General features: G+C 66.3%; 16 protein-coding genes. 8 read left to right on the top strand and 8 right to left on the bottom strand.

Annotation, left to right across the window (positions count from 1 at the left end; all coding sequences use genetic code 11):
* Positions 1–26: 26 nt before the first annotated feature.
* From WC815_14695 to WC815_14685, 3 genes are read right to left on the bottom strand one after another with little or no spacing between them, the layout of a single operon-like run.
* Positions 27–1,766 carry an amidase gene (locus WC815_14695; protein MFA5910026.1) on the bottom strand — a complete coding sequence of 580 codons (1,740 nt, stop codon included), beginning with the start codon at positions 1,764–1,766 and terminating at the stop codon, positions 27–29.
* Between the two features lie 42 nt (positions 1,767–1,808).
* Positions 1,809–3,200, bottom strand: a complete 1,392-nt coding sequence (locus WC815_14690) for a GAF domain-containing protein (protein ID MFA5910025.1) — start codon at positions 3,198–3,200, stop codon at positions 1,809–1,811.
* Positions 3,197–3,616 carry a pyridoxamine 5'-phosphate oxidase family protein gene (locus WC815_14685; protein MFA5910024.1) on the bottom strand — a complete coding sequence of 140 codons (420 nt, stop codon included), beginning with the start codon at positions 3,614–3,616 and terminating at the stop codon, positions 3,197–3,199. Before WC815_14685 ends, WC815_14690 begins: the two co-directional genes overlap by 4 nt.
* Before the next feature lie 154 nt (positions 3,617–3,770).
* On the opposite strand from WC815_14685, the gene WC815_14680 reads away from it, so the two are divergent.
* The 3 genes from WC815_14680 to WC815_14670 are packed head-to-tail and all read left to right on the top strand — an operon-like array spanning position 3,771 to position 6,028.
* A complete protein-coding gene (locus tag WC815_14680; GenBank protein MFA5910023.1) occupies positions 3,771–4,364 on the top strand; it encodes a hypothetical protein in 594 nt (197 codons plus the stop codon).
* Positions 4,365–4,395: 31 nt separating this feature from the next.
* Positions 4,396–5,466, top strand: a complete 1,071-nt coding sequence (locus WC815_14675; protein ID MFA5910022.1) for a hypothetical protein — start codon at positions 4,396–4,398, stop codon at positions 5,464–5,466.
* 40 nt (positions 5,467–5,506) lie between these two features.
* Entirely contained in the window at positions 5,507–6,028 is a 522-nt protein-coding gene (locus tag WC815_14670; GenBank protein MFA5910021.1) for a VOC family protein, read from the top strand.
* A gap of 37 nt (positions 6,029–6,065) precedes the next feature.
* Here the strand turns inward: WC815_14670 and WC815_14665 are convergent, their stop codons facing one another.
* Both WC815_14665 and WC815_14660 read right to left on the bottom strand, forming a co-directional pair.
* Positions 6,066–6,584 (bottom strand): paraquat-inducible protein A, encoded by a 519-nt coding sequence (locus WC815_14665; GenBank protein ID MFA5910020.1) that lies wholly within the window; start codon positions 6,582–6,584, stop codon positions 6,066–6,068.
* Positions 6,581–7,768, bottom strand: coding sequence for a DUF3089 domain-containing protein (locus WC815_14660; protein MFA5910019.1), 1,188 nt, complete (start codon positions 7,766–7,768; stop codon positions 6,581–6,583). The genes WC815_14665 and WC815_14660 overlap by 4 nt, the downstream gene beginning before the upstream one ends.
* 102 nt (positions 7,769–7,870) lie before the next feature.
* Here WC815_14660 and WC815_14655 point away from each other — a divergent pair, with 102 nt between their 5' ends.
* The 5 genes from WC815_14655 (at position 7,871) to WC815_14635 (ending at position 12,941) form a co-directional block, all read left to right on the top strand.
* Complete coding sequence (locus WC815_14655; GenBank protein MFA5910018.1) at positions 7,871–8,338, top strand: hypothetical protein; 468 nt, start codon at positions 7,871–7,873, stop codon at positions 8,336–8,338.
* Between the two features lie 93 nt (positions 8,339–8,431).
* Positions 8,432–8,770 carry an FHA domain-containing protein gene (locus WC815_14650; GenBank protein ID MFA5910017.1) on the top strand — a complete coding sequence of 113 codons (339 nt, stop codon included), beginning with the start codon at positions 8,432–8,434 and terminating at the stop codon, positions 8,768–8,770.
* A 541-nt stretch (positions 8,771–9,311) separates the two neighbouring features.
* Complete coding sequence (locus WC815_14645) at positions 9,312–9,659, top strand: helix-turn-helix transcriptional regulator (protein ID MFA5910016.1); 348 nt, start codon at positions 9,312–9,314, stop codon at positions 9,657–9,659.
* A 95-nt stretch (positions 9,660–9,754) separates the two neighbouring features.
* Entirely contained in the window at positions 9,755–12,448 is a 2,694-nt protein-coding gene (locus WC815_14640; protein ID MFA5910015.1) for an ABC transporter permease, read from the top strand.
* A gap of 22 nt (positions 12,449–12,470) precedes the next feature.
* Entirely contained in the window at positions 12,471–12,941 is a 471-nt protein-coding gene (locus tag WC815_14635; protein ID MFA5910014.1) for a hypothetical protein, read from the top strand.
* Between the two features lie 533 nt (positions 12,942–13,474).
* Here WC815_14635 and WC815_14630 read toward each other — a convergent pair.
* From WC815_14630 to WC815_14620, 3 genes are all read right to left on the bottom strand, one after another.
* A complete protein-coding gene (locus WC815_14630) occupies positions 13,475–13,912 on the bottom strand; it encodes a type II toxin-antitoxin system VapC family toxin (GenBank protein MFA5910013.1) in 438 nt (145 codons plus the stop codon).
* The gene (locus tag WC815_14625) at positions 13,909–14,181 is read right to left on the bottom strand and encodes a type II toxin-antitoxin system prevent-host-death family antitoxin (GenBank protein ID MFA5910012.1); all 273 of its coding nucleotides are present in this window, start codon (positions 14,179–14,181) and stop codon (positions 13,909–13,911) included. Before WC815_14625 ends, WC815_14630 begins: the two co-directional genes overlap by 4 nt.
* Before the next feature lie 208 nt (positions 14,182–14,389).
* Positions 14,390–15,061 (bottom strand): MBL fold metallo-hydrolase, encoded by a 672-nt coding sequence (locus WC815_14620; GenBank protein ID MFA5910011.1) that lies wholly within the window; start codon positions 15,059–15,061, stop codon positions 14,390–14,392.
* Positions 15,062–15,071: the final 10 nt, after the last annotated feature.

Below are 15,071 nucleotides of genomic sequence, written 5' to 3'. Positions count from 1 at the left end.
TCCGGGCTAGCCTGGGCGCGAACGGCTCAGTCGCGCCGCGATGCCCGCGCCGGCGTCACAGGGAGCAACCCCTGCTCCACCAGCGTTGGCGGCCTGCGCAGGCGCGTCGCCTGCTCCCACGCATAGGCAATGGCCAGCAGATCGCCGTCGGTCCATGGGCGCGCCGAGAACTCCAGGCCGAATGGCAGGCCGCTCGCGTAGAAACCCGCTGGAACGACGACGGCGGGCACGCCGATCATGTTGACCCAGCTGGTGTTCGAATGCGGCCCGCCGCTGACGCCACCGTCCTGCGGCATGGTCTCGTCGGGCGGCGGCATCTGGATCGCCGGGTAGACGTAGCCGTCGAGCTTCAGGCGATCGAGCGGCTCGAGATACGCCGACAGCATCGCGCGCCGCGGCCCATGGTAAAGGCGCTCGGCGTCGCGATCGCCGTCGAGTGGCCGTTGCGTGATCCGGACGCCGCCCATGTTCCGGAAGCCGTCCTCCGTGCCAATCGACGAGGTGAACAGCGGTGCGCCAACTGCCTTCAGATACTCCGCCGCCGAGTGATACGAGGCTGGACCGAATGCCGCGAGGAAGCGGTTGGTGCCGTCCTCCATGTACGCGTAGGTGGCGACGCGGCTCGCCGCCTTCGCGAAGCCCACCGGCAAGATGCTCTCGTCCAACACCACTTCGGCACCCGCTGCGCGCAGCGCCTCGACCGCCTTCATGAAGGCCTCTCGGGTCTCGGGCCGCAGCGCCATGTTTGCGGCTACGCGGAGCTTCTCCGCTTCAGCCGCGGGCACATCCGCGGGAATGCCGTGAAATGGAATGCCGTCACCGGCGAGGATGAAGGCCGGCACGGCGAACCGCTTGCCGGTCAGCGCATCGGCCTTGAGATATGGCTCGAAAGGCGCTCGCTGCGCGGAGCCCGGTGCGCCCACGGTCCGCGAGTCGAGCGGATCCTCGCCGGCCATCACCGCCAGCGCAATCGCGGCGTCGGTGGCCGTGCGCGCAATGGGTCCGGTGTTGTCGAGCAACCAATCCAGGGGGGCGATGCCGGCGATGCTCACGAGGCCACGCGTCGGAAACACGCCCACCAGCGCGCTGGTGGCCGCCGGCATGCGAATCGAGTTGCCGGTGTCGGTGCCGTTGCCCAGCACCGCCATGTTCGCGGCCACCGCCGTCACGGTGCCGCCGGACGATCCTCCCGGCGAGAAGCGCACGTCGTAGGCGTTGCCGGTCCGGCCGAACGAGCTGCTGCGATTGGTGTCGCTGTTCGCCAGGTCGGGCATGTTGGTGTGACCGACGATGATGGCGCCCGCGGCCTTGAACTTGGCGACGATCGTGGCGTCCTGCGGCGCCACCAGTTCGTGGCCCTTGCGCGTGAAGCCTGCCCAGCCGGCAGATGTCACCTGTCCCTTGATCGAGGTGTTCGCCTTGATCACGATCGGCACGCCCCACAGCGGCCCTCGCGTGCCGCCGCCCATCGCGGCATCGGCATCCTGGCGCGCGGCCTCGGCGAGGGCCTCGCTGCGAAACACCGTTTCGATTGCGCCGTAGACGCCGTTGTAGCGATCGATGCGATCGAGGTGCCACTGCACGACCTGCGTCACGGTGTATTTCCTCTCTGAGTAGAGGCGGTGCAGCCCAGGCACCGTGACATCGAGGAGATCCGAATCGATCGAGCCACCCGGCGCCGGCGTCTCCGGCGTCGCCCGGCACGCGGCCGCGATGCCGAGGAGGGTGACCAGCGCGGCGACAACCAGGGGATGGCGGTGAGTCATGCGCGGATCATACCCCTCGCTGTTCGCGAAGGGTTCACCGCGTCAGTCTCGTTCCACCAGCTCCACCTCGCCGGCTACTTCAAGGGCGAAGCGGCCTCGCCCTCTCGGCACCAGGCGGAGGTCGCCGCCCTTCTGGTCGAGGCGCCGCCGCAGGAGCAGCAGGCGCGTCTCGAGGTTGTCCTTGAAGTCGGGCAGGTTGAGCGACTTGTCGAGCCGCAGCTCGCGGTTGGTGAATTCGGCGCGGCCGTCCTGCTGGTACGCTTGCAGCAGCTTCCAGAGGATGCGCGCCGGGAGGCTGCGGATCAGATACTCGCCATCGAGCATGACGACTTCTTCGCCCCTGTAGTACGCCACTTCGCGCTTTGCGACGCGCGGCTCAACGGCCGCACTAAAGTGCGGCCCTACAGGCACCTCAACACCGGTCCCTGCGGGCGCGTCTTCCTGCTCCCGAAGTTGCATGTTCTGGATCGCGATGGCCAGGTACGACCCGAGCAACTCGATCGAGGTCTTGTCTTCCTCGTGAAAGCGATAGGGCGTTTCGCTCTCGATGCAGAGCACGCCGATCAGTTCCCCGCGCACCATCAGCGGCACGCCCAGCTGGCTGGACGGGTTCTCGAGCCCGGGCAGCGGCACCCGGCGGTCGTCGGAACACCAGCCCTTCTCTTCGGCGCGCCGCCTCGCCGCGTGGGCGTGCAACATGCCGCGCAGCAGCCCGGAGATGCGGATCGGCTTCTTCGCTTCAGCGACCAGGCCGATGATGCCCTCGCCGTAGTGGACCTCCGCGCCGGCGCCGCCCTCCTGGTAGCCACGGCTCGCGATCATGACGAGCGTGTCCGGCTTCTCGCCGGTCAGCGCGATCATCGAATGGCTGAAGTTGAAATGCTGCTTGAGCCCGACGACGATCGAATCGAGCAGGTGCTCCAGGCTCTCGGCAGTGTTGATCTGCATCGACAGATCCTGCAGCGCCTTCATCGTGAACACCGGGTCCGGCGGCCGGGCGCGCAGGGGCGGGGCCGAGCGGTCGGTCTGGCCGTCCTCTTCGGGGACCCGTTCGACCGACTCCACCTTGTAGATGTCGGCGGCGAGCAGCTTGAAGACGCCCTTCATCCCGCAGTACGAGGCGATCGCCTCGATGCGCCAGAACATCCGATCGAAGATCGGCCCCGACGTCTGCGATCGCTCGTAGGTCAGGCGCAGCGCCCAGCCCTGCGCGGTGTCCGGGTCGCCCACGTGCACGACGGCGTGCGGGTTCTCCTCGATGTTGCGGCGGCTCTTGTTGAAGAACTGGAACGAGAGCGCGACGTGCGTGGGATCGACGTATTCGACGTGGCTCAAGTACGCGGCGTTGGGCGTGCCGTCCCGGGCGCACGTGTAGAGCATCGCCGGGATGATGCCCTGAAAGCACGAGGTGAGCTGCTCGAGGCCGAGGCTCATGACAGCGCGGCTCCAGCGTCGGGGCCCGGGGTCTGGTTGAACACGGCCGTGACCTTGATGCGGACGGCCACGCACGGAAACACCTTCCACGAGGTGGTCGCGGCGCCGGGCAGGCCAATGGTGTCGAGCTGACCGAGAAAGCCGGCCCACTGCGCGCGCGCGAACGCCTCTTCAGGCGGCGTCGCATCCCACGAGAAGAGCATCAGGCCCTTGACCTGGACGGCCCGATCGTCGGCCGGGCGGGCAAAAGAGACCGCGGCGCGACCGTTGGTGCGCAGGTTCTCGAACACCTGCGGAAAGGCCGCCTTCGGCACGTATGCCACCAGGTGCCGGCCATCGTCTTCGACCTTGACGGCGGTGACTCGGCATCCACTGGGCTCCAGCCGCTCGTTGCGCGTTCCGAAATGGATGCCCAAGCCAGATTGAAGAAATTCGGCCAAAACCACGTCAATCATGGGGTGAAGACCACCGAGTATAGCCCGTTAGGATTTTCTTAAGAATCTGCTAATGAGGGGTTAGGGTTCCGCGGCGCCGGCCCGCCGTCAAAGGTGTGTGGAGAGAGAAACACACATGAAAAAGACCGACTTCATCCTGACCACCGTCCTTATGGCCGCCGCAGTCATCCTGACCAGCGTGCTGGCCACCACCACCGTGGGCGCGACCGCCACCGCACAGAATCCCGCGAATGCCTCGACGGTCGCTCGCGGCAAGTATCTCGTGGACGTCATGGGCTGCCACGACTGCCACACGCCTTGGAAGATGGGACCCAAGGGCCCAGAGATGGACATGACGCGCGCACTGTCGGGCCACCCGGAACAGATGGTGATGCCGCCGGCGCCCGCGCTACCGCCCGGACCGTGGATGGCAACGGCGGCCGCCACCATGACCGCGTGGGCCGGCCCCTGGGGCGTCAGCTACACCATGAACCTCACGCCCGACAAGGAGACCGGACTCGGCGACTGGACGCTCGAGCAGTTCATCGCGACCATGAAGACCGGCAAGGATCGCGGCAAGGGCCGCGCGCTGCTGCCGCCCATGCCGTACTTCAATCTCGCCAAGTTGAGCGATGAAGACATCGCGAGCATGTTCGCCTACCTGCAGTCGGTGCCGCCGATGAAGAACCGCGTTCCGCAGCCCATCGATCCGCCCGAGGGCCGCCAGTAGGGCGCCACTTTAGTGGCGCCGGAGAGTTGTCATGAAATCGCGATGGCTGTTTGCGGGCGCACTCGTGGCGCTCATGGGGGCACCCGGTCTCTCTCACACCGAGACGCCGGCGCCGGTGGCGCCGCGTCTGCTGTCCCAGACCGGGCTGTATGCGGGCGGTAGCACGCGCGTTGTGGACGTTCGCAACCGCGCCTTCGCACCGCAGTACCCGCTCTGGAGTGACGGCGCCGGCAAGCGGCGATGGGTCCAACTGCCGGCCGGCTCGCGCATCGACGTCAGCAACGTTGACCGCTGGAATTTCCCGGTCGGCACACGTTTCTGGAAGGAGTTTGAATTTGACGGACATAAAGTGGAAACGCGGTTCTTGTGGAAAGTGAGCGAAGGCAACTGGGTGTTCGCCTCGTACGCTTGGAATACCGCACAGACCGACGCCGAGCTGGTGCCCGAGGCGGGCCGGCCGGACGTCGCCGAGGTCGCGCCCGGCAAGCGCCACAGCATCCCGTCGGTGACGGAGTGCCGTTCGTGCCACGACTCGTCGCGCACTGAGATCCTCGGCTTCAACGCCCTGCAGCTCTCGACCGACCGCGACCCCAACGCCCTTCACGCCGATCCGTTGACGGCCGACATGGTCACGCTGCGCACGCTGGTGGGCGAAAGCCTGATCCACCCGCGGCGCACCGAGTTGATGACCGCGCCGCCGCGCATCGAGGCCGGCACGCCGCAAGCGCGCGCCGCACTTGGCTACCTGTCAACCAACTGCGGCAGCTGCCACAACCAGGAGAGCACGATCGCGTCGCTCGGCCTGTTCCTGAAGCAGAGCGCGGCAACAGCCGCGGAATGCTCGCCCGCGCTCGCGACCACCGTCGGCAAGAAGGGCCACTGGGTGGTCCCTGCCAGCCCGGACGAGTCGCGCGTGATCAATCCTGGCAAGCCGGAATTGAGTGCCCTGGTCCAACGCGTCCGCTCGCGGCGGCCGTCCTCCCAGATGCCGCCGATCGGCACCGTGGTCCAGGATCGCGCGGCCGTCGATCTGCTCACCACCTGGGTGCGGTCGAATCCGGAGGACTGGGCCAGGCTCGTGTCGCGCTGCGCCGGCAGCTAGTCCGTACCAATCTGAAGGCACAGACGAGATAATAGGAGGCATGAAAGCGCGCTCGTTCAGCCACGTCGGCATCACGGTCCGGGACTTCAACACCTTTGTCCGTTTCTACTGGGATGTCTTCGGCTGCCCGCTCGTCGGGGTGTCCGACACGCCGCCGGACCGCGTGCGGAGTTTCTTCGGGGTGGACGCTCCCGCCCCGAGTTGCAAGATCGGCTGGATCCGCGTGCCGGGCGGCGCCGTGCTCGAGATCTTCGAATTCCAGCCGCAGCAGCCGCTGGTGCCGGGGCCGTGGAACAAGGTCGGCCTCACCCACTTCAGCCTCAACGTCCGCAACACGCAGAAGTGGTACGACTACCTGGTCGGCAAGGGCGTGGAAGTGGTGTCGAAGCCCGAGAAGTCGCCGCGCGGCCACACGTTCTTCTTCGCGAAAGACTGCGACGGCAACCTGATCGAGCTGATGGACCTCGGCTACATGCACTACGTGCTCGATTGGCTGGGCCCCCTCGGCGGGTTCATCTTCCGGCGGGGAATGTACAAGCAGTACTACGAGACGAAGAAGTAACAGGAGACTAGAACTCCTGTTAACTCCTGGACTCCTGTTAAGGCGTCACGATGGTGGTCGGCGCCTGGTCGGGCGGCGGCACTTCCAGGAACTGGAACGCCAGGTTCGACACCAGGCAGTACGACACGAAGAAGTAGAAGCCTGAGCCGACGACCGCGTCGAGGTTGTCGGTGGCCTTCGCCGCCAGGAATGCGATGAACACACCGACGGCGAACACGTCGGCCATTGCCCACTTGCTGATCGATCGCACGAACAGGTAGAGCCGATACCTCGTGGCCGGAGACTTGGCGGCGAGAATCACGCCCAGCAGCGCGGCCTTGATGAACGGCACGATGATGCTGAACAGCAGCACCAGGCCCGAGACGAAGTAGTTGCCCGATTCATACAGGCTGCGCACGGCCTGTACGACGTTCTGGGTCTGGCGGTAGATCTCCGTTGGCTTGTTGAAGATGGGAATCGACGCCACGATCGTAAGCGCCGGCTGCGCGAGCCCCGGGATCAACAGGGCGAGGGATACCAGGGTCAGGCCAACCGCGGCCTTGTTGCGAGTCGTCATCGTCGTGCCAGATACGCCTTGGTCTGCTGGCCGACGAGGTCGAGCAGGTTGCCGATGGCGAGATTGACGTCCACCAGGTGCAGACCCCAATCCGCCAACGGCTTGGCCCGCATGCCGAGATCGCCGACGATGTCATCGACGCGAGGGTCGGCCGGGTCGCCGTGCACTGTGATCTCCAGGTAGGTCGCGTGTTCGTTGGCCGCGCATTTCGCGGTCAGCAACCCTGGCACGCTCACGAATGGCGTGTCCACGGTCTTTCCGGCGGCCCACGGCGCCGCGGCGGTGGTTCCGGTGATCGTGCGGCCCGACGCCGACAGGTAAGCCCGGAGCGGCGCGCTGCCCTCACCCAGCGTGGCGGGGTTGGTGCACGAGCCGGACATGCCGGTGTTGGTGGCCTTGCCGAAGCGCGAGTTGGCGGGCGGCAGCACGTCGGATCGGAACGCTGAATAGTTCACGACGCACCCGATTTGTCCCGGCTTGCGGCACAGCGGAATCACCTTGAGCGCGCCGCCCACGTCCTTGCCGGCCGGCACCTCGAGCGTGGCGCCGAGGATCAGCGCCGAGACGAGCTGCTTCTGAACCGGCTTGCCTTCAACCTCCTGGCGCAACAACTCCGTCAGGATGAACGAGCCTTGCGAGTGGCTGATCAGCACCACGCCGCGGCCCTGGTTGTCGCGCTGCAGGTACGAACGCCACGCGTCGCGGACATCGTCGTACTGCAGGCCCTTTTCGAACGCGAAGCGGGGACCGGTCAGCTGCTTGCGCAGGCCGGCGAGCGTGAGCTGCCGGTAGAGCGGGGCAAAGGGACGGCACTTGGAGGCGAACCGCGCGAATTGCTGCGCCACCACGTTGAGCTCCGCCGGGTCGGCGGTCATGTCGCTGTTGTCGGTGAGGTCGGTGGAGATCGTGGGATAGACGTAGAAGCAGTCAACCGGCGCCTTCGGGTCGGCCGCCCACGTCTCGCGCGTCATCGTTCCGTCAGCCGCGATCACCGTTGTCGTCAGGTCGATGTCGCAGGCGTCGCCCTTTCGGCCGGGCCGGCACAGCCACGACTTGTCGTCGGTGTAATCGTTGGCCGTCACCGCGGCCGGCGCGGCGGGCGGTGGCGCCGGGACCTGCGCCCGGACGGAACCGGATGTCAGGCAGCCGAACGCGATCAAGACCGAGAGCAACCGTCGGGACATGCGAGCCTCCATATGCACGCCGGATATTAATTCAAGTGGGGCCTGCGTGGCACGTTGGCCACGTATTTGTCCACTCCGGTCATGGTGCTAGACTTCCGCCGCATGAAGACCCTGGCCCTTGTGCTCCTGGTTGGCGCAACAGTGTTGGCGCAGGCGCCGGCGGCGCCTGGGCAGCCGGCGACCAAACAGCCGGCGGCGGATCGCCCGCCGACTCGCAATGTCGGCTCCATGAGCGACCTCATGGTGAAGATCATCTACCCGGCCTCCGACGCGCTGTTTTACATCGAGTCGCGGACGCCGAAGACCGATGCCGAATGGACGGTGCTCGAGGGCCAGGCCCTCATGGTCGCCGAGTCGGCCAACCTGCTGATGCTGCCCGGCCGCGCCCGCGACCGGAAGCAGTGGATGACCGACGCCAAGCTGATGCTCGACGCCGGCGCCGCCGCCGTGAAAGCGGTCAAGGCCAGGAACGTCGAGGGGATCGTGGCCCTCAGCGATCAGCTCATGGAGTCCTGCACCTCGTGCCACAAGAACTACCGGCCTGGTTATGGGAAGCCGGTCGGTGAGTAAGGCGGTCGGTGTCACTGAAGGTGGCGAGCGAGCCTACTCGAGCTTGTACCACAAGTCGGCCGGTGTCGTTTACACTGAAGCCCACATCCGATCATGTGGACCCTTCAATCCATCGACCCTGCCGACGTTGAACTGACGTTTCGCCTGCTGCCCGGCACGTTGAAGACCATGGGCCGCGCGCCACGCGCCGACTTCGTCGTGGACGCCGCCCTGGTGTCGCGCGTGCACTGCCGCTTCACCCTGAGCGAAGCCAACGAGCTCGAGCTCGAAGACCTGGGCAGCACCAACGGCACGTTCGTAAACGGCCGCAAGGTGATCAAGGCCACGTTGAGCGATGGCGACAAGCTGACGGTCGGGCGGGTGGAGTTCGTGGTGAACGCGGAATCCAACGCGCAGCGGGCGGGGAGCCCGAAGACGACCTGGTCGATGTAGGGGCGTCGGACGTGGGGCCGGCCGTCGCTCATCGTCGGCCCGGCGTTCTTCGGTGCCGCAACGGTCCGTTGAGCGGCAGCTCTTCGTCGGCTCGGTCCCGATTCTACCTTCCGGCCCGGTTTGAACCAGATCGAGGCGCCTAGCGCTTGGTAAAGGACGGGGTCTCGGCACGCCCACTAACAAAGAACAGAGGCATATTCATTACTACTGTCGCGCGGAGCCAACGACGGCCAACCGGGTTTCTGAAACTGAGATGGCTGGGTGTTTGGTGACGATTTTCGCAACTGGCTGGTGACAGCGGCGTGAAGGTGGCGGGTGTCCCGCAAGTCAGGCGTCGCTGGGGCGGGACTTGCCTGCGTCGAACCCGCGCGGCGCGCGCTCAAGATCAATTCCACCGACGCCCTCAGCGATGCCTGAGCGACGTATCGCACTGCAGATGGCCGTACCAGAGTCTGCTCAAGACTGAAAAACCGCAACATCGATTGACACGAATGCATGCGGCGTGCATATATATGCGCGACGCATACAGAGAAGGCCTTACATGGATAAAGACCGGGGCGCCGCCCTTCGCGCCGTCGAGTTTCATATCTTGATCAGCCTCGCGGCCGGCGAGCGGCACGGCTACGGGATCATTCTAGACATCCAGGAACGCGGCGAGACCGCTGTCCCCGACGTCGGCACCATGTACCGCGCGCTAGCGCGGATGGTCGAACACCGATTGATCGAGTCCGCGGCGCGCCGCCCGGCGCCGGACGCGGGTGACGAGCGCCGTAACTACTATCGCATCACCGATACGGGTCTGCGCCTCGCCCGCGCCGAGGCCCAGCGGATGATGACACTGATGCGCGCAGCGCGGTTGAGCGGACTGCTCGCCAAAGAGACGCGGTGACGAAAGACCCTGCCGTCATTGTCTTCGCCGAGCGCTGGTTCCGATTGCTCGTGCGAGCGTACCCCTCGAGCTTCCGCGACGAGATGGGTGACGCCATGGTCGAGGCCTTCCGCGATCGGGCACGCAACGCGCATCGCCAATCGGGAGCGATCAGCGTGCTCAGGCTGTGTGCGAGTGCCACCGTCGATACCATCCGCAATGGACCCGGCGAGCACTTGCGGCCGGCCAACTTGTGGCCGCGGAGCGGCCAGTGGCGCCGCGTTACCCGGACCGGGTTGGTCGGCATGGCCGGCGACAACCTCCGACAGGATGTGCGGTACTCGGTTCGAGTCTTGTTGCGGGCTCCGACGTTCAGCTCGGTGGTGGTCCTCACGCTGGCGCTGGGCATCGGCGCAAACACCGCGATCTTCAGCGTCGTCAACACGCTGCTGTTGACGCCGCTTCCTTATAAGGATCCCGATCGCCTGGTGCGCCTCATCGAGAACGTGCCGGCGGAGCTAAGTCCAAACGGTCAGGCGCTGCGCGTGTCGGGCGTCCAACAGCACGAATTCCTCGAATGGCGCGAGCAGTCGCGCACCTTGTCGCACATGGCGATCTACTCGCCCGTAGCGATGACGCTCTCCGGCCGGGGTGAGGCCGTGCGTTTGAACGGGCGGCGCGTCTCGCCCGCGCTCTTCGCAACGCTCGGTGTCCCACCGCTCATCGGCCAGGTCTTCGATGAGCGCGATGCGACTCCGGGCGCGGAACCGCGGATCGTGCTCAGCTACCGGGCATGGCAACGCTACTTCGCAGGGGACCGCAATGTCCTGACGACGCCGTTGATGCTCGACGGCAGATCGTATGCAGTGACCGGAGTCGCGCAGCCTGACTTCGACTTTCCCGATCCACAGACCGAGTTCTGGGTTCCTCTGGTCCCGACGGAGATGCCGGCTACCGGCATCGCACGGGTTTCGATGATCGCGCGGCTCGCGGACGGTGTGTCACTGGAGGCCGCCTCGGCCGAGGCAAATGTGATCGGGGCACAGATGCGAGGCAGCCCGCCCGCTGATTCCGAGCAGCAGCGATTTACGGTGACACGCGCGAACGATCAACTGGTCGCGCCGGTGCGGCCGGCGCTGCTCGTACTCTTTGCGACCGTCGTCTTCGTGCTGCTGATCGCCTGCGCGAACGTCGCTAATCTGCTGCTCGCGCGCAGCAGCAATCGCGAGCGGGAACTCGCCATTCGCGCCGCGCTCGGCGGCAGCCGTGCCCGGCTCGCTCGCCAGGTGCTGACCGAAACGATCGTGCTCGCCGCTGCCGGCGGACTGGCCGCGATCGTCATCGCCTACGGCAGCATCGCGCTCCTCAAGACGCTCTCGACAGTCAATGCGCCGGCGTGGCTCACGACAGGCAGCACCGCCATCCTGCCGCGGGTCGATCAGGTGGCGATCGATTGGCGAGTGCTGCTGTTCGCCGCAGCGGCATCGCTTGCAACCGGGTTGCTCTGCAGCCTTGCGCCGCTGTCGCATCTCGCGAAGGTCGATCCGGTGCACGTGATCAAGGACGCGACCGCGTCGGTGGCCGCCGGCTTCAGCTTCCGCCGTCAGAACCTGACGAAAAGCGTGCTGGTCGTGGCCGAGATCGCGTTGGCGACGGTGCTGCTGGTCGGCGCGGGTCTGCTCGGCCGCAGTTTCGTGATGCTGTCCAGCGTGCCGATCGGCTACGACCCGGAAAACGTGCTGACCTTCCAGGTCGTCATGCCGCAGGGACATCTTGCGGAGAGCCAACAACGTCAGGCTGTCGATGAAGAACTCCTGACCCGGTTCCGTATGCTGCCGGGCGTGCAGGTTGCCGGTGCGACGAACGTGCTGCCGCTCGCGCCGCTCGCGCTGCGACTACGGTTCGCGGTGCCGCAGCGGCCGGACCTCGCCCGTGGCCAGGTGGAACTTCCCCAGGCACGCCTCGTCAGCCGCGACTACTTGCGCGCGATGGGGGTGCCGCTCGTCGCCGGCAGGTGGTTCGGCGAGCAGGACGGCGCCGGTGCGCAGCCGGCCATGATGATCAACCGCGCCCTGGCGCGACAGTACTTCGGCGCGGACAACCCGGTCGGCACCCTCGTCAACTCGATCGGGCCGGCGCCGTGGCAGATCATCGGCGTGGTCGACGACATCCGCCAGGCCACGCTCGATCGCGAGCCCGCGCCGCAGTTCTTCCTCGACTTTCGTCAATTGCCTGGCGATCCCATGCTGCAGATGACCGATCGTGTGCTCGGCGGCCGATTCTACGTAGTACGGACGAACGACGACCCCACGACGCTGGTCCCCGATCTGCGCAGCATCGTCGCGCAGTCTGAACCTGACGCGGCGCTGACGAACATCTTCACGATGGACGCGCTGGTCTCGATGTCGATTGCCAGGCCGCGCTTCTACGCGGCACTGATCGGCGTGCTGGGTGTGCTGGCCGCCGTCCTGGCGGCGATCGGGATCTACGGTGTGATCGCCTACATGGTGACGCGACGCACGCGAGAGATCGGCATTCGCATGGCGCTCGGCGCGCCACGTCCGAAGATTCTGGCGCTGGTGCTTGGGCAAGGTGCCGCACTTGCCGGGCTCGGGATCGCGATTGGCCTCGCCGGCGCGCTGAACCTCACGCAGTACCTGCGCGCGATGCTGTTCGGGCTCGGCCCATCCGATCCCACCACCTTCGTGGCGGTGGCGCTGGCGTTTGCCGGTGTCGCAGCGATCGGCTGCTACTTGCCGGCCCGCCGCGCGACTCACCTCGATCCGGTGAGCGCCTTGCGCGAAGAGTGACATTACTCAAAAGAGGAGCGACATGATGAAGACCGTCACGTTGATTGCTGTCCTGTCACTGGCGCCGCTCCTGGCGCAAGGGACCGTGGCGGAACACTACGATACCTCGCACCGCGTCTCGTTTGCCGGAACGGTCGACGCGGTCATCATGCCGCCGGGCGAGCTGCCCGTCTGCTTCCTGATGACGGTGCAGAACAACGGCAAGTCCGAGCAATGGGTGGTGGCCGGAGACGTGATTGGAGTCCTGATGAAAGCGGGATGGCGTTTCGGCCCCGCCGGGCAGGTAAAGCCGGGCATATCGACGAGCGTGTCGGTGTTCCTGCCGAAGCCGGCGTCGACCGCCGCGCAGACACTCGGCGCCAAGCTGCGCGAAACCATGCCGACGGGTATCAGCGCGGTTGCCGACGCGGCGTTGAAGGCCGGCCGCCTCGCGCAGGGCGTCGAGGCGAAGCTCGCCGACGGCAAGACGCTGCCGTTCGGGCCGCCGAAGTAACGGTCCCCAACGGAAGACACGCCGCGCGCCCGGCCCCATCGCACGTTACGCCCATTTAAGAGCCATTCTGAATCTCTCCAGTTGGTGTTTTGGGACGACCTTCGCAACTGGCCGGTTGTCCCGACCGGAGACCGACCGGCTCGCTGCGCATTTGTCCTTGGAGCAAGAAACTGGTGAAGCGCGGAAATTCTGCGGCTGGTGTATGAGACGGAACTCGCAGCGACCTCATCACGCAGCGTGAAACGGGCGGCCTCCGGTGCAACCATTCACAACGAGTCGTTCCCGGATCTCGTGGGTCCGAGTCGGGATGAGGCTGTCCGAAGTATGCATACAAATGTCGGACAGATCTCAGGCGACCAGCACCCGCGCTCGACCCGCCGTCCGAGCGCGCGGCTTCAGGACGATCTCCACGTCGCTGCCGATGCCTTCCGGACGAGTTGGCTGGGTGTCTGGGACGAACCTCGCAACTGGCCCGTCACCGCAGCATGACGGGCGAATTCTGCGGCGACACACTCTCCCAGTCCGAGATGCCTTCAGCGCCCGGCTGGCCGGAGCGTCCGAAGCGCGGTGCGGGTCGCACGGGTCAGGCGGTCGTCGAAGCACGAGAACCGCACCGCCGCTTTGCCAGCAGCACGGGCCAGGTGCAGGAACGCGGCCAGGTGCACGCTGTCGTAGCCGCGCAAGCCATGGCGCTCCGCCAAGGCGCCCGCCTCGCGGCACACCGCGGACGTCACGTCGACGGCCAGGTATCGGGGCCAGTCGTCGTCGAGTGCCCGCTTTGCCGCCGCAAAGGCCCGTGCCGGCAGGTTACCCTCACGTCGGCGGCGTGCCAGCGCCGCGCGTGCTTCGGGGTAGGCAATCGCGGCTGTCGCGACGATGTCGGCATGGTCCACCAGCCGGCGCACCGACTCGCTCTCGGCCTCGGCCACGTACAGCTTCACGAGGCTGCTCGTGTCGAGGTAGAGCGTCATCGCCGGTCCTCGAGTACAGCGGCCGAGACCGAACGCCCTGAGGCCGTTGGTTTCGGACGCTTGGCGCCCGCGGGCTTACCGCCGGCCCACTGCGCTCGTCCACCGATCACCAGCGCGTGCGCCCATTTCAGGTCGGCTGGGAGACTGACCGGCGTGATGGTCGCAATCGCTCGGCCGCGCTCAGTCACGGTCACGCGCGCACCGGCGCGCACCCGCCTCAGGTAGCGGCTCAGACCGCTCTTCAGTTCGCGAATGCCGACTGTTTCCACGTGCGACACCTCCACATGTAGTCACAAGAATAGCACGATGTGGTCTCTGTGACCGCGTCGACGCGGTGAGTCGGCCAGACTTCAGGCGACCAGGCCAGCTGCTTTTCGTGGTCGGGCTTCTCTCGCGAGAGGGGACGCGGTTTCCAATTGACTACGAGTTGTTTCAGCCACCATTCTTTCCCGGTGCTCAATAGTCGGGTCCCAAGTCTCAAGCCCCAAGCCGCTTGTTTTCCAAGTACTCCAACACAAACGGGTTCGTCCGGCGCTCGCGGCCAATCGTCGTCTCGGGCCCGTGGCCGGAATAGACCACCGATTCGTCGGGAAACGCGAACAGCACGCCGGTGATCGCCTTCAGCAGGGTCTCGTAGTCGGCCCCCGGCAGGTCGGTGCGGCCGATCGACCCGGCGAACAGGGTGTCGCCGACGAACAGCGCCGGCGCCGCGGCGTCGCCGGTTTTCGAGACCGCCAGGCACACCCCGCCCGGGGCGTGACCCGGCGTGTGGTGAACGTGCACCACGTAGTCACCGAAGGTGATGGGCCCCTGCCCCTCGTAATAGCGATCGACGGGCGGCGGCTGCTCCACCTGGATGCCGAACATCGCGCCCTGCCTTGCGGCGTGGTCGTACAGCGGCTGGTCCGCCCGGTGCAGGTAGATCGGCGCGCCCAGGCGCCGCCTGGCCTCAGCAACGCCCGACACGTGATCGACATGAGCGTGGGTCAGCAGGATGCCGCTGACCGTCAGACCCTGGACGGAGACGAATTCCAGCAGGTGCTCCACCTCGTCGCCGGGATCGATGTAGACGGCGTCCTTCGTGCGTTCGCACCCCAGCACGTAGCCGTTCTTCTGAAATGGCCCTTCCGCCGCGGCCCCGAGGATCATTGAACTAGGA

This window comes from Vicinamibacterales bacterium, from assembly GCA_041659285.1.
GTDB lineage: Bacteria > Acidobacteriota > Vicinamibacteria > Vicinamibacterales > UBA2999 > 12-FULL-67-14b.
Note: the sequence above shows the minus strand (reverse complement) of the source record. Positions and strands in the feature narration are given on the sequence as shown.

Coding starts and splice junctions, on each gene's coding strand:
- WC815_14695 (MFA5910026.1), bottom strand. CDS start 1,766: ATGACTCACCGCCATCCCCTGGTTGTCGCCGCGCTGGTCACCCTCCTC.
- WC815_14690 (MFA5910025.1), bottom strand. CDS start 3,200: ATGAGCCTCGGCCTCGAGCAGCTCACCTCGTGCTTTCAGGGCATCATC.
- WC815_14680 (MFA5910023.1), top strand. CDS start 3,771: ATGAAAAAGACCGACTTCATCCTGACCACCGTCCTTATGGCCGCCGCA.
- WC815_14675 (MFA5910022.1), top strand. CDS start 4,396: ATGAAATCGCGATGGCTGTTTGCGGGCGCACTCGTGGCGCTCATGGGG.
- WC815_14670 (MFA5910021.1), top strand. CDS start 5,507: ATGAAAGCGCGCTCGTTCAGCCACGTCGGCATCACGGTCCGGGACTTC.
- WC815_14665 (MFA5910020.1), bottom strand. CDS start 6,584: ATGACGACTCGCAACAAGGCCGCGGTTGGCCTGACCCTGGTATCCCTC.
- WC815_14660 (MFA5910019.1), bottom strand. CDS start 7,768: ATGTCCCGACGGTTGCTCTCGGTCTTGATCGCGTTCGGCTGCCTGACA.
- WC815_14655 (MFA5910018.1), top strand. CDS start 7,871: ATGAAGACCCTGGCCCTTGTGCTCCTGGTTGGCGCAACAGTGTTGGCG.
- WC815_14650 (MFA5910017.1), top strand. CDS start 8,432: ATGTGGACCCTTCAATCCATCGACCCTGCCGACGTTGAACTGACGTTT.
- WC815_14645 (MFA5910016.1), top strand. CDS start 9,312: ATGGATAAAGACCGGGGCGCCGCCCTTCGCGCCGTCGAGTTTCATATC.
- WC815_14640 (MFA5910015.1), top strand. CDS start 9,755: ATGGTCGAGGCCTTCCGCGATCGGGCACGCAACGCGCATCGCCAATCG.
- WC815_14635 (MFA5910014.1), top strand. CDS start 12,471: ATGATGAAGACCGTCACGTTGATTGCTGTCCTGTCACTGGCGCCGCTC.
- WC815_14630 (MFA5910013.1), bottom strand. CDS start 13,912: ATGACGCTCTACCTCGACACGAGCAGCCTCGTGAAGCTGTACGTGGCC.
- WC815_14620 (MFA5910011.1), bottom strand. CDS start 15,061: ATGATCCTCGGGGCCGCGGCGGAAGGGCCATTTCAGAAGAACGGCTAC.